This is a genomic window from Nocardia huaxiensis (genome assembly GCF_013744875.1).
GTDB lineage: Bacteria > Actinomycetota > Actinomycetes > Mycobacteriales > Mycobacteriaceae > Nocardia > Nocardia huaxiensis.
Map to the genome: position 1 here is coordinate 4,280,651 of NZ_CP059399.1, position 11,605 is coordinate 4,292,255.

10 protein-coding genes are annotated in these 11,605 nt (G+C 70.0%); 6 read left to right on the forward strand and 4 right to left on the reverse strand.

All coding sequences use genetic code 11. From position 1 onward, the window contains the following. Positions 1 to 8: 8 nt before the first annotated feature. From H0264_RS19290 to H0264_RS19305, 4 genes are read left to right on the forward strand one after another with little or no spacing between them, the layout of a single operon-like run. Positions 9 to 1,091: an LLM class F420-dependent oxidoreductase gene (locus tag H0264_RS19290; RefSeq protein ID WP_244975876.1), complete on the forward strand. Its 1,083-nt coding sequence runs from the start codon at positions 9 to 11 to the stop codon at positions 1,089 to 1,091. Continuing rightward, positions 1,084 to 2,268: a thiolase family protein gene (locus H0264_RS19295; protein ID WP_181578831.1), complete on the forward strand. Its 1,185-nt coding sequence runs from the start codon at positions 1,084 to 1,086 to the stop codon at positions 2,266 to 2,268. Before H0264_RS19290 ends, H0264_RS19295 begins: the two co-directional genes overlap by 8 nt. 42 nt (positions 2,269 to 2,310) lie before the next feature. Continuing rightward, the gene (locus H0264_RS19300) at positions 2,311 to 4,047 is read left to right on the forward strand and encodes a class I adenylate-forming enzyme family protein (RefSeq protein WP_181578832.1); all 1,737 of its coding nucleotides are present in this window, start codon (positions 2,311 to 2,313) and stop codon (positions 4,045 to 4,047) included. Between the two features lie 22 nt (positions 4,048 to 4,069). Then, positions 4,070 to 5,290, forward strand: coding sequence for an acetyl-CoA acetyltransferase (locus H0264_RS19305; protein ID WP_181578833.1), 1,221 nt, complete (start codon positions 4,070 to 4,072; stop codon positions 5,288 to 5,290). Positions 5,291 to 5,322: 32 nt separating this feature from the next. Here H0264_RS19305 and H0264_RS19310 read toward each other — a convergent pair whose 3' ends face one another. The 3 genes from H0264_RS19310 to ilvD form a co-directional block, all read right to left on the reverse strand. Continuing rightward, complete coding sequence (locus H0264_RS19310) at positions 5,323 to 6,087, reverse strand: glucose 1-dehydrogenase (RefSeq protein ID WP_181578834.1); 765 nt, start codon at positions 6,085 to 6,087, stop codon at positions 5,323 to 5,325. 91 nt (positions 6,088 to 6,178) lie between these two features. Beyond that, a complete protein-coding gene (locus H0264_RS19315) occupies positions 6,179 to 7,024 on the reverse strand; it encodes a helix-turn-helix transcriptional regulator (RefSeq protein ID WP_181578835.1) in 846 nt (281 codons plus the stop codon). 143 nt (positions 7,025 to 7,167) lie between these two features. Next, the gene (ilvD, locus tag H0264_RS19320) at positions 7,168 to 9,021 is read right to left on the reverse strand and encodes a dihydroxy-acid dehydratase (RefSeq protein WP_181578836.1); all 1,854 of its coding nucleotides are present in this window, start codon (positions 9,019 to 9,021) and stop codon (positions 7,168 to 7,170) included. 109 nt (positions 9,022 to 9,130) lie between these two features. On the opposite strand from ilvD, the gene H0264_RS19325 reads away from it, so the two are divergent. Further along, positions 9,131 to 9,727 (forward strand): TetR/AcrR family transcriptional regulator, encoded by a 597-nt coding sequence (locus H0264_RS19325; protein ID WP_231086233.1) that lies wholly within the window; start codon positions 9,131 to 9,133, stop codon positions 9,725 to 9,727. A gap of 99 nt (positions 9,728 to 9,826) precedes the next feature. Here the strand turns inward: H0264_RS19325 and H0264_RS19330 are convergent, their stop codons facing one another. Then, positions 9,827 to 10,675 carry an NAD-dependent protein deacetylase gene (locus H0264_RS19330; RefSeq protein ID WP_181578837.1) on the reverse strand — a complete coding sequence of 283 codons (849 nt, stop codon included), beginning with the start codon at positions 10,673 to 10,675 and terminating at the stop codon, positions 9,827 to 9,829. 129 nt (positions 10,676 to 10,804) lie between these two features. Between H0264_RS19330 and H0264_RS19335 the strand changes: the two genes are divergently transcribed. Continuing rightward, positions 10,805 to 11,605, forward strand: a complete 801-nt coding sequence (locus tag H0264_RS19335; protein WP_181578838.1) for an SDR family oxidoreductase — start codon at positions 10,805 to 10,807, stop codon at positions 11,603 to 11,605.

Sequence of the window (11,605 nt, forward strand, 5' to 3'; positions counted from 1 at the left end):
TTGCGCGAGTGCCCATTCCCCACCTCAGTGTCAGCCTCCCCTACTGGCAGGACCGAGACCCCCGCGACGCCCTGCTGGTTGCCGACGCCGCCGCCCGCCTCGGCTACGACCGCCTCTGGATCGGCGAAATGGCCACCTACGACGCCTTCGCCCTGGCCACCGCCATCGGTCTCGCCCCCGGCGACCTCCCGCTGTGCCTCGGCCCCCTCGCCGTGAGCATCCGCACCCCCGCCACCATCGCCATGGGCGTGGCCAGCGTCGCGGCCCTCACCGGCCGCCGCACGGACATCGCCCTCGGCACCTCCAGCACGGTGGTCGTCGAAGACTGGCACGGTCGCGAAAGACGCAGAACCGCCGCCCACCTCGAAGATTCGGTGCACATCGTGCGCGCTCTCCTGCACGGCGGCAGAACCGACTTCGACGGCACGGCGGAACACTCCCACGGCTATCGCCTCCGGCTACCGGCCCCGCACACGTCGCCCGCGTCTGCCGCCGGTGCTGGAAGTCCTGCGCCCCCCTGGGCCGGTGGCGAGGTGGCGGTTGCCGCCTTCGGTGAGCGGGCGCTGTCGGTGGCCGGGCGCGTCGCCGATCGAGCCGTCCTGAACCTGGTCACACCGGCGCAAGTGCAGCAATGCGCCTCGGTGATAAGGGAATTCGCCGCTCGGGCGGGCCGTCCCGCACCGCCGATCTCGGTCTGGGTGACGGCCGCGGCCGACCCCACGGCGGACCTGCTGGCCACTGTCCGACGCGGCGTGGTCGGCTACCTGAACGCCCCCGGCTATGACGCCATGTTCCGGGCGGCCGGCTTCGACGACGTGGTCCGGCTGGCGCACAGCGGCAGTCACCCCCGCGAGGTGCTCGCGGCAGTGCCGGACGAACTGCTCGCCGCAGTGGGAATGTTCGGAGACATCGCGACGCTCGCCGATCGACTGGCCGCCTACCGCGCCGCAGGCGCGGACGAGGTGGTCGTGGTGCCCGCGACCTCCGCCGACGACCCCGCCGGCGCCCATACGCTCGAAGCCTTGGCAACACTCAGGGCTGCAACGGGATTCGACCTGGATCGCGTCGAAGTGGGGAACGCTCATGGGTGACGCCTACATTTTCGATGCGGTGCGATTGCCTCGGGGCCGGGTTCGCAAGGGCGGCGGGACGTTGGCGGAGGTGCCGCCCTACGAATTGTTCGGGCAGTTGTTGACCGCGTTGGAGGCGCGGGGTTGTCCCGCGGAATCCGTGGATGACGTCCTGGTCGGGGTCAGCACGGTGAGCGGGGAACAGGGCGGGGATATCGCGCGGGCGGCTGCTTTGTGGGCGGGGTGGCCGGATTCGGTTCCGGGTGGGGTGGTTTCACGGCTGTGCTGTTCGGGGCTCGATGCTGTCGAGAGTGGGGCGGCCCGGGTGGGGGCGGGCATCGCGGGGGTGATCGTGGCGGGTGGGGTGGAGTCCATGTCGCGGGTGCCGATGCTCTCGGATCGGCCCGCGATCGCGGTGGACAATGATCTGGGGGAGCGGAGCGGGTTCGTGACCATCGGGGTGTCCGCGGATTTGACGGCGGCCGCCTACGGGATCATGCGGCCGCAGCTGGACGCGTACGCGGTGGAGTCGCATCGGAGGGCTTGCGCCGCACTGGGTTCCGATGCGCTGATCCCCGTGCGCAAGGGCGGGACGGTGCTGCTCGCGGTCGATGAAGGGGCGCGGGTGGACGCGAGCCCGGACGGGTTCGCGCGGTTGCCCGCGCTGTTCGGTTCCGATCCCGCCTGGGCTCGGGTCGCGCGGCGGTTGCCGGGTGCGCCGCGTCCCATGTACGGGCTGCACACGGTGGCCACGGCACCGCAGCTCGCCGATGGAGCCTCCGCGCTGGTGCTGGGAAACCGCAGTGCGGCCGGGACGCTCGGGCGCGCGCCGGTGGCGGTCATCGCGGGGATGGCGCAGGCGGCCGTGCGGTCGCCACTGCTGACGGCCCCCGTGCACGCGGCACAGACCGCGCTGCGGCGGGCCGGGATCGGGGCGGCCGAGCTGGATGTGGTGGAGGTGAACGAATCCTTCGCTGTCACACCGCTGCTGCTCATGCGCGAACTCGGACTCGATCCCGCGCGGGTGAACCCGTCGGGTGGGGCGCTGGCGGTGGGGCATCCGCTCGGCGCGACGGGCGGAATCCTCATCGCCCAGGCACTGGACGCGCTCGTGCGCTGCGACGGCGAGCACGCGCTGGTGACCATTCCGGCCGCCCTCGGTCTCGGCTCGGCGCTCGTCCTGCGCCGCCTGTCGTGAAACTCAGCCTGCCGCAACAGAACTACGAACACAGGGAATTCGATGACCGAACCATCCACCTGTCATCCCGAGCACACCGTGCGCGAATACCTCGAGCGCGGCTGGTGGACCACCGACACACTGCCGGGCATATTCCGAGGCCGGGTGAAGTCGCAACCCGACGCGCCCGCGATCACCGATCCCGCGAATCTGGCCGCCCTCACCGGCGCGCTGCCGCGCACATTGACCTGGCGGGAGCTCGACGAGCACGTCACCGATATTGCGGCAGTGCTGTTCTCGCACGGCGTGCGCCAGGGCGACACCGTCGCCGTCCAGGTACCCAATTCGATAGCGCTCACCGCCGCGTATCTGGCGCTGTGGCGATTGGGTGCGGTCGCCACGCCCATGCCGGTGTCGTATCGGCGACACGAACTTTCCGGCATCGTGGCGGTGACCGGTGCGACGGCGATCATCACCGTGGCGCAGCTCGCCGAGCGAGAGCTCGCACGCGAGGCGCTGTCCGTGGACGGCGAGCGGACGGTCTTCGCCTTCGGACCCGGCGTTCCCGCCGGTGCGGTGGTGCTCGGCGAGACCCATGGCACCAACCTTCCCGGAAGTGCGGGGCCGCACGCCGCTACCGACACAGATCTCGTGCGCGACCGCGACTCTCTGCTCGACTACGAATCGGCGCTCACCGTGACCGTGAACGATCGTGTCACCGTCTGCTGGACCAGCGGCACCGAAGCCGCACCCAAGGGCGTCCCGCGCTGCCACGCCGACTGGCTGGCGGTGGCGCGCGGCGTGCAGGACGGCCTGGGGATCACCCCGGATTCGGTGGTGCTCAACCCTTTCCCGATGGTGAACATGGCGGGCTTCGCCGGTGCGTTCCTGCCCTGGCTGCTCGCGGGCGGACACTTGATCCAGCATCATCCGCTGGACCTCCCGGTGTTCTTCGGCCAGATCGCCGAACACGGCGTGACCCACACCAGCATGCCGCCCGCCCTGCTCACCATGCTGCTGCACAACGAAACCCTGCGCGCCCGAGCGGATCTGAGCTCGCTCCGCACCGTCGGCTCGGGCGGTGCACCGCTGCCCCCGCCCGTGGTGCGCCGCTGGCAGGAAGAACTCGGCATCCAGGTGCTCAATTTCTTCGGCTCCAATGAGGGCGTGAGCCTGCTGGGCGCACCCGCCGACATCCCGGATCCGACTGTGCGCGCCCAGCATCTGCCCAACTACAGCGCACCCGGCGTGCGCTGGTCCACCGGGCTGGCCGCCAGCACCGCGGTCAAACTCGTGGACGTCAGCACCGGCGAGACCGTGACGGAACTCGGTGGGCGAGGCGAACTCCGGATGCGCGGTCCCGCGGTCTTCGGCGGCTATCTGCCCGGCACCGCCGGCACCGACCCCTTCGACGCCGACGGATATCTCCGCAGCGGAGACGTTTTCGAGCTCTGCGGAGCGGACGGCCGCTATCTGCGCTTCGTGGATCGGCTGAAGGAGATCATCATTCGCGGCGGCATGAATATCGCCCCCGCCGAAATCGAGGGTCTGCTCGCCGACCATCCGGCCGTGGCGGATGTCGCCGTCATCGGCTACCCGGACGAGGTGCTGGGCGAACGATGCTGTGCCGTAGTCGTTCCCGCGCCCGGCACGACCGTCACCCTCGACGACCTGATCGCCCACCTGCGCGCCCGCGAGGTCGCCTCTTTCAAACTGCCCGAACGCCTCGAACTCGCCGAATCCCTGCCCCGCAATCCGGTCGGCAAACTGCTGCGCCGGGAACTGCGCGAGCGCCTCTGACCCCGACTCCAAGGAGTTCCGCATGCCCGTACACATTCTGGGCGGCAGCCAATCCGATTTCGCCGTCAACTGGCATCGTGCCGGACTCGGCTTCGACGCCCTCATCGGATCGGTGGTCGAGCAGACCCTCGAAGCAGCTCGCGTCGACCCGGCCGATATCGGAGTCATCCACGTGGGCAACGCCTTCGGGCAGTTGTTCACCGGCCAGGGGCACCTCGGCGGCATGCCCGCCACCGTCCACCCCGGCCTGTGGGGCGTCCCCGCCACCCGGCACGAGGCCGCCTGCGCCTCCGGCAGCATGGCGGTGCTCGCCGCCATGGCGGACCTCGAATCCGGCCGCTACGACTGCGCCCTGGTGCTCGGCGCGGAGCTCGAGAAAACCGTCCCCGGTGGTACTGCGGCGAAATTCATGGGGGCCGCCGCCTGGACCGGGCACGAAGCGCAGGACACCGATCTGGTCTGGCCGACCCAATTCGCCACCATCGCAGCCGAATACGACCGGCGCTACGGCCTGGACCCCGCCCACCTGCGCGCCATCAGCGAACTGAATATCACCGCCGCCCGCCTGAATCCCCTGGCGCAAACCCGTGATTGGACCTACACGCCAGACAGTTTCACCGCCGACGACACCGCCAACCCGCCGGTGGCGGGCCCGCTGCGCCGACAGGATTGCAGCCAGATGACCGACGGGGCGGCCGCCGTCATCCTCGTCTCGCATCGATTCCTCCAGCACCGCAACGGGTTACGCGCCGACACCGGTGCAGTGATCACCGGCTGGGGCCACCGCACGGTCGGCCTGCCCCTCGACCGGAAACTGGCCGCCTCCGCCACCGACCCCTACGTCTTCCCCCACGTCCGCCGTACCGTCCTCGACGCCCTGGCCCGCGCCGGCCTGCCCGACATCACCGCCGTCGACGGAGCCGAGGTCCACGACTGCTTCTCCATGTCCGAGTACCTGGCCATCGACCATCTCGGCCTCACCGCCCCCGGAGAAAGCTGGAAAGCCATAGAGTCCGGCGACATAACCCGCACCGGCGCCCTCCCCATCAACCCCGGCGGCGGCCTGATCGGCATAGGCCACCCGGTAGGCGCCACCGGCGTCCGCATGCTCCTCGACGCCTGCAAACAGGTGACAGGCCAGGCCGGTGAATGCCAGCTCACCAACCCCCGCCGCATGGCAACCCTCAATATCGGCGGCAGCACCACAACCGCGGCGAGCTTCATCGTCGAAAGCGTCGAGTAGACGCGACCCGTGCTGAGGTGGCCGGCCTGCGTCTAGAGCGAGGTGGCCGGGCTGGCGAAGATCAGTCCGCCGTCCACGAGGAGGTCCTGCGCGTTGACGTACGACGCTTCCGGCGAGGCGAGGTACGCGACCGCGGCGGCGACTTCGTCGGCGGTGCCGACGCGCCCCGCTGCCACGGATGCGCCCGCCGCGGCCTTGCCCTCCTCGGTGATCTCGGCCCGGAACGCCGGGGTATCGATGAATCCCGGGCTCACCGAGTTGACCCGAATCCCCCTGGGCGACAACTCCGCCGCCAGCGACCGCGCCAGGTTGTGCACTGCCGCCTTGGACGCCGAGTACAGCGCCGACCCCGGCACTCCGCGCCGCGGCGCGAACGAGGCGTTGATCACGATGGCCGCCCCGTCCGGCAGCAGCGGCAGGGTCTTCTGAATCGTGAAGAACACGCTCTTGAAGTTGGTGTCCAGCACGCGATGAAACTCTGCCTCGGTCACCGCCTCGATCGACTGGAACGCCCCGATCCCCGCATTGGCGAACACCACATCCAGCCGCCCGAACTGCTCCCGAACGGTCTCGGCCAGCGCATCGAGATCCGCGAGATCGCCCGCGTCCCCGGCGATTCCAACCACACCCGCGCCCAGCTCGGCAACCGCCGCGTCGAGCCGCACCTTGTCCCGCCCGGTGATGACCACCCGCGCGCCCTCGGCCAGCAGCCGCCGCGCGGTGGCCAACCCCATCCCGCTGCTGCCGCCCGTGATGAGAGCGATCTTGCCGTCGAATCGGAAACTGTTCTGCGTCATGGGAACAGCGTGCCGCCGCCGGCCACGGGCAAACAGTGCGCGTTTATCCTGGGCCTGCCACCACCCGGATACCCGGAAGGAGAGTCGCGGCTCAGGCGGGGGCCGCGAGGCGCAGGGTGCTCAGGCGGCGGAGGCGAACGGCGGTGTCGGTGCCGGGCTTCGGGTTGTAGAGGACGAGCGACCATTCGGGGCGGTCGGTCACTGTCAGAGTCGTGGCGTCGAAGTACAGTTCACCGGCCTCGGGGTGGTGCAGGGCGTTCACGGCCTGGACTGGTACGCCGACTTCGTGGCGCGCCCACAGGTCGGCGAAATCGGGGCTGGCTGCGCTCAGATCCTTGACCACGCGGTCGAATTCGGGGTCGCCGGGGGCGTGTGCGGCATCGGCTCGGTAGGCGGCGGCCACGGCGGGGGCGGCTTCGGTCCAGATGTCCCGCATGGCGAGGTAGCGGGGGTTGGTGAAGAAGGTGATGAGGCAGTTGCGCGGGGTGCCGTCGAAGCCCATGACCGCGCGGGCGGAGTCGTTGTAGGCCAGTACATTCCAGTAGCGGTCGCGCAGCAGTGCGGGGCGTTCGGCCCAGGCGTCCAGGAGTTGCCGCATTTCGGGGGTGACCTCGCCGCCGCCGACTCCGCCCAGGGGCGGCGGGTTGAGGCCGGCGAGCAGGTACAGGTGGGCGCGTTCGGGTTCACGCAGGCGCAGCGCACCCGCCACGGCATCCAGTACTTCCGCCGAGACCGTGATGTCGCGGCCCTGTTCGAGCCAGGTGTACCAGGACACCCCGACTCCGGCCAGCACCGCGACTTCCTCTCGGCGCAGTCCGGGAGTGCGCCGCCGTCCCGCCGCGGGCAGGCCCACATCGGCGGGGTTGAGCCGCTCCCGGCGACTGCGCAGGAAGTCTCGGAGCTGGTCGCGCCGGTGCTGCGTGGATTCGCTGCTCATACGCCAGGCTAACAAGGAGGCGGACGGGGGCGTTCCCGCGGTCTCCTCGAGATAACGCCCGGATGAATTCCGAGTGCCGCCGAAGTCGCTGTGCCGCAATCCGACTCCACCGTTAGTTTGCCGAGCTACGGTGTTCCGCAGCCCTAGTCCGCGAGTTTCGCGGGATCGCGCACCGCACCCCGATCGGCCGAGGTGGCCAGCAGGGCATAGGTGCGCAGGGCGAGGGAGACCTGCCGGTCGCGGTTGCGCGGCCGGTAGCCGCCGCCGGCTTCCACGCTCGCGCGGCGCTCGGCGATCTCTTCCTCATCGACCTGGAAAGTCAGGGTTCGTGAGGGGATGTCGATGGAGATCGGATCGCCGTCGCGCACCAGGGCGAGCGGACCGCCGGCGGCGGCCTCGGGGGAGATGTGGCCGATGGACAGGCCCGAGGAGCCACCGGAGAAACGGCCGTCGGTGACCACCGCGCACTGCCCGGCCAGGCCGCGGCCCTTGAGATAGGCGGTGGGATACAGCATTTCCTGCATGCCCGGCCCGCCGCGCGGACCCTCGTAGCGGATGACCAGCACGTCGCCGGGGCGCAGGCGGCCGGACAGAATGGCCTCCACGGCCTCCTCCTGGGAATCCACCGCCACGGCCGGTCCGGTGAAGGTGTGCATGGACGGGTCGACGCCGGCCGATTTCACCACCGCGCCGTCCGGGGAGAGATTGCCGCGCAACACCGCCAGACCGCCGTCGCGGGAAAACGCGTGCGCGACATCGTGAATGCAGCCCTCGGCGGCGTCCAGGTCGAGGGTGTGCCAGCGCTCGGACTGGGAGAACGCGGTCGCGGAACGCTTTCCGCCCGGCGCGGCATGGAACAGCTCGACCGCTGCCGCGGAGGGGTCGGAACCGCGCACATCCCACGCCGTCAGCCATTCGGTGAGCGAATCGGCATGCACCGCACGCACATCCCGGTGCAGCAGCCCGGCGCGATCCAATTCCCCGAGCAGTGCCGGGATTCCGCCCGCGCGATGCACATCCTCCATGAGGTAGCTGCCATTGGGCGCGACTTTGCACAGGCACGGCACCTGCAACGACATCTTCTCGATATCGGTGAGCGTGTAGTCCAGGCCCGCCTCCTGCGCGGCCGCCAGCAGGTGCAGCACCGTGTTGGTGGACCCGCCCATCGCCAGATCCAGCGCCATCGCATTGTCGAAAGCCTTGGCCGAGGCGATGTTTCGCGGCAGCACACCGGCATCGTCCAGGTCGTAGTAGCGTCGCGTCACCGCCATGACGGTGCGTCCGGCCGCTTCGTACAGCTCGCGGCGCGCGGTGTGGGTGGCCAATGTGGTGCCATTGCCCGGCAGCGCCAGTCCCAGCGCCTCGGTCAGGCAGTTCATCGAGTTGGCGGTGAACATGCCCGCGCAGGAACCGCAAGTGGGACAGGCGTTTTCCTCGATCAGCGCCATATCCTCGTCGGACACGTCCGGGGAGACCGCGTCGGCCATGGTGGTGATCAGGTCGAGCCGGCTGCGCACCGTGCCGTCCACCAGGGTCGCGGTGCCGCCCTCCATCGGTCCGCCGGAGACGAACACCGTGGGGATATTGAGCCGCATGGCGGCCATCAGCATGCCCGGAGTGATCTTGTCGCAGTTGGAGATGCACACCAGCGCGTCCGCGCAGTGCGCGTTCACCATGTACTCGATCGAATCCGCGATGAGATCCCGTGAGGGCAGCGAATACAGCATTCCGCTGTGTCCCATGGCGATTCCGTCGTCGATGGCGATGGTATTGAATTCGCGCGGGATGCCACCGGCCGCGCGGACGGCCTCGGAGACGATGCGGCCGACCGGCTGCAAATGGGTGTGACCCGGCACGAACTCCGTGAAGCTGTTGGCGATGGCAATGACCGGCTTGCGGCCGATATCCGCCGACGGAACGCCGCTGGCGCGCATGAGCGCGCGGGCCCCCGCCATATTCCGACCGTGCGTGACCGTGCGTGAGCGCAACTCGGGCACGATGCCACCTCCCTGTTCGCCAATACTCCAACCGTGCGGTTGCAACCGCACGGTTGGAGTTTGCCACACGCCACCACCCAACCGCAACCAACCGGTTGGAGATGGTTGGATGGTGGCCATGGCGTGGGACACCGAGGGAACCAAACGGCGACTGCTCGAAGCAGCCGTGCACGAATTCGCCGAACGCGGACCCGACGGCGCCCGCGTGGCCGCCATCGCCACCCGCGCCGGCATCAACAAGGAACGCATCTACCAGTACTTCGGCGACAAACGCGGCCTGTTCGAGGCCGTCCTCACCGACCAGCTCGAACAGCTCGCCGCCGCCAGCCCGCTCGCCGCCGACCACGCCGGGGACCTGGCCGACTACGCCGGGCACGTCTTCGACTACCACCGCACCCATCCCCAGTTCCTGCGGCTGCTGCACTGGGAGGGACTACAGCAGCAGGAGGGCGCGCTGCCCGCCGAATCCGCGCGAGCCTCGCACTACGCGGAGAAGGTGGCGGCCCTGGCCGCCGCCCAGCGCGCGGGCGCACTGGCCGACGATGTCGCGCCCGGCTACCTGCTGTACGCGGTGGCCGCCCTGGCCGCCTGGTTCTTCGCGGTGCCGCAGGTGGTCCGGATGCTCCTCGGCGCGGACGCCGACGACCCCGACGCGCTGCGCGCCGCGCTGGTCGCGCTGGTCCGGCGGCTCGAGATTCGCGACTGACGCGTGCGGCGCAGCTCGTCGGAGAAACCGCGCATCCGGCGGCTGCTCGACCAATGCAGACGGTGATCCCAGCAGACAGTGATCCCAGCGGGCGCTGATCTAAGCCAGCGCGGCGGCCAGTGCCGGGAGGAGGTCGGAGCAGCCCGCGTCGAGCTTCAGCGTGGCCAGTTCGTCGCCGCGGGTGCGGCCGCGATTCAGGATCACCAGCGGCCGACCGGTTTTGGCGGCGCGGCGGGCGAAGCGCAGGCCGGACATGACCGTGAGGGAGGAACCGGCCACGAGCAGAACCTCGCAGGAATCGATCAGGTCGAAGGCGGCGGTGACGCGGGCCTTGGGGACGGTCTCGCCGAAGTAGACGATGTCGGGCTTGAGCATGCCGCCGCAGCGTTCGCAGGCGACCATGCGGAAGTTCTCGGTGTCGGTCACCACCGCGTCGGCGTCGGGAGCGACTTCCAGGCCGTCGAGCACCATCGTGTCGGCGAAGCCGGGGTTGGCCGCTTCCAGGCGGGTGGCCAGGGTCATGCGCGAGATGAGTGCATCGCAGGTCAGGCAGCGCACGCGCGCGTACACGCCGTGCAGGTCGAGCACCGCGCGCTGGCCGGCCTTGGTGTGCAGCAGATCCACGTTCTGGGTGATGAGCCCGGTGACCGACCCCGCCCGCTCGAGCGCGGCCAGCGCACGGTGTCCCGCGTTCGGCCGGGCGGCATCCATGAGCCGCCACCCGACGCGATTGCGGGCCCAATACCGTTGCCGGAACACCGGATCGCCCACGAACTGCTGGTAGGTCATCGGCGTCCGCACCGGCGCGCCCGGACTGCGATAGTCGGGTATGCCGCTGTCGGTGGAGATCCCCGCACCCGTCAGCACCGCCACCCGTCGCCCGGACAGCAGCTCGAGGAGCTGGTCCAGACCCGTGCGGGGGAGTGCGGTCACCGCGGTATCCGACATGCGAACAGCGTACGAGCCCGTCGCGGATGTGGGCTCGGTCACGCCGTGTCACATCTCGCGGGGTCCGCGTCGTCACCCTGGCAGAGCGCCACGAACGCGGCGCCGACAGCGATACGAGGAGTGATCATCATGGCGAAGACGGTTCTGGTCACCGGCGGCACGGGCACACTGGGCAAGCAGGTGACACCGCTGCTGCGGGCCGCGGGCGTCACGGTGCGGGTGCTGAGCCGCACCGCCCGCCAGGGCACGGACGGCATCGACTACGTGGCCGGGGATCTGGAGACCGGCGAGGGCATCGCCGCCGCCGTGGCCGGTGTGGACACCGTGCTGCACCTGGCCGGTGCGACCACGGGCGACGGCGACAAGGCCCGCACCCTGGTCGAAGCCATCCGCGCGGCCGGCCTGGCCCCGCACCTGGTCTACATCTCGGTGGTCGGCGCGGACCGCGTCCCGGTGCGCAGCGGCATCGACCGGAAGCTCATGGGCTACATGGCCTCGAAGCGGGAAGCCGAACTGGTGGTGGAGAATTCGGGTCTGCCCTACACCACCCTGCGCGCCGCCCAGTTCCACGATCTGCTGTTCACCATGGTGAGCGCCATGGCGAAGCTGCCGGTGGTGCCCGCCTTCGATTTCCGTTTCCAGCCCATCGATTCGGGTGAGGTCGCGGCCCGGCTGGTCGAGCTGGCGCTCGGCGCGCCCGCCGGACTGGTGCCCGATATCGCGGGCCCGACGGTGTACACCATGAAGGAGCTGATCCGAAGCTACCTGGATGCCACCGGTCGTCGTCGCCCCATTCTCACGATCAAGGCGCCGGGCAAGGCGGCCAGGGCCTACGCCGCGGGCGGCAATCTCGCGCTGGATCGCGCTGTGGGCGAGCGCACCTGGGAGGAATTCCTGGCCGCGAAGCTCGCCGCCCCGGCCGCGGTCTGA

What these genes read in the sequence shown, in the direction of transcription:
- H0264_RS19295 (WP_181578831.1), top strand. Translation starts at nt 1,084, where the DNA reads ATGGGTGACGCCTACATTTTCGATGCGGTGCGATTGCCTCGGGGCCGG.
- H0264_RS19300 (WP_181578832.1), top strand. Translation starts at nt 2,311, where the DNA reads ATGACCGAACCATCCACCTGTCATCCCGAGCACACCGTGCGCGAATAC.
- H0264_RS19305 (WP_181578833.1), top strand. Translation starts at nt 4,070, where the DNA reads ATGCCCGTACACATTCTGGGCGGCAGCCAATCCGATTTCGCCGTCAAC.
- H0264_RS19310 (WP_181578834.1), bottom strand. Translation starts at nt 6,087, where the DNA reads ATGACGCAGAACAGTTTCCGATTCGACGGCAAGATCGCTCTCATCACG.
- H0264_RS19315 (WP_181578835.1), bottom strand. Translation starts at nt 7,024, where the DNA reads ATGAGCAGCGAATCCACGCAGCACCGGCGCGACCAGCTCCGAGACTTC.
- H0264_RS19325 (WP_231086233.1), top strand. Translation starts at nt 9,131, where the DNA reads ATGGTGGCCATGGCGTGGGACACCGAGGGAACCAAACGGCGACTGCTC.
- H0264_RS19330 (WP_181578837.1), bottom strand. Translation starts at nt 10,675, where the DNA reads ATGTCGGATACCGCGGTGACCGCACTCCCCCGCACGGGTCTGGACCAG.
- H0264_RS19335 (WP_181578838.1), top strand. Translation starts at nt 10,805, where the DNA reads ATGGCGAAGACGGTTCTGGTCACCGGCGGCACGGGCACACTGGGCAAG.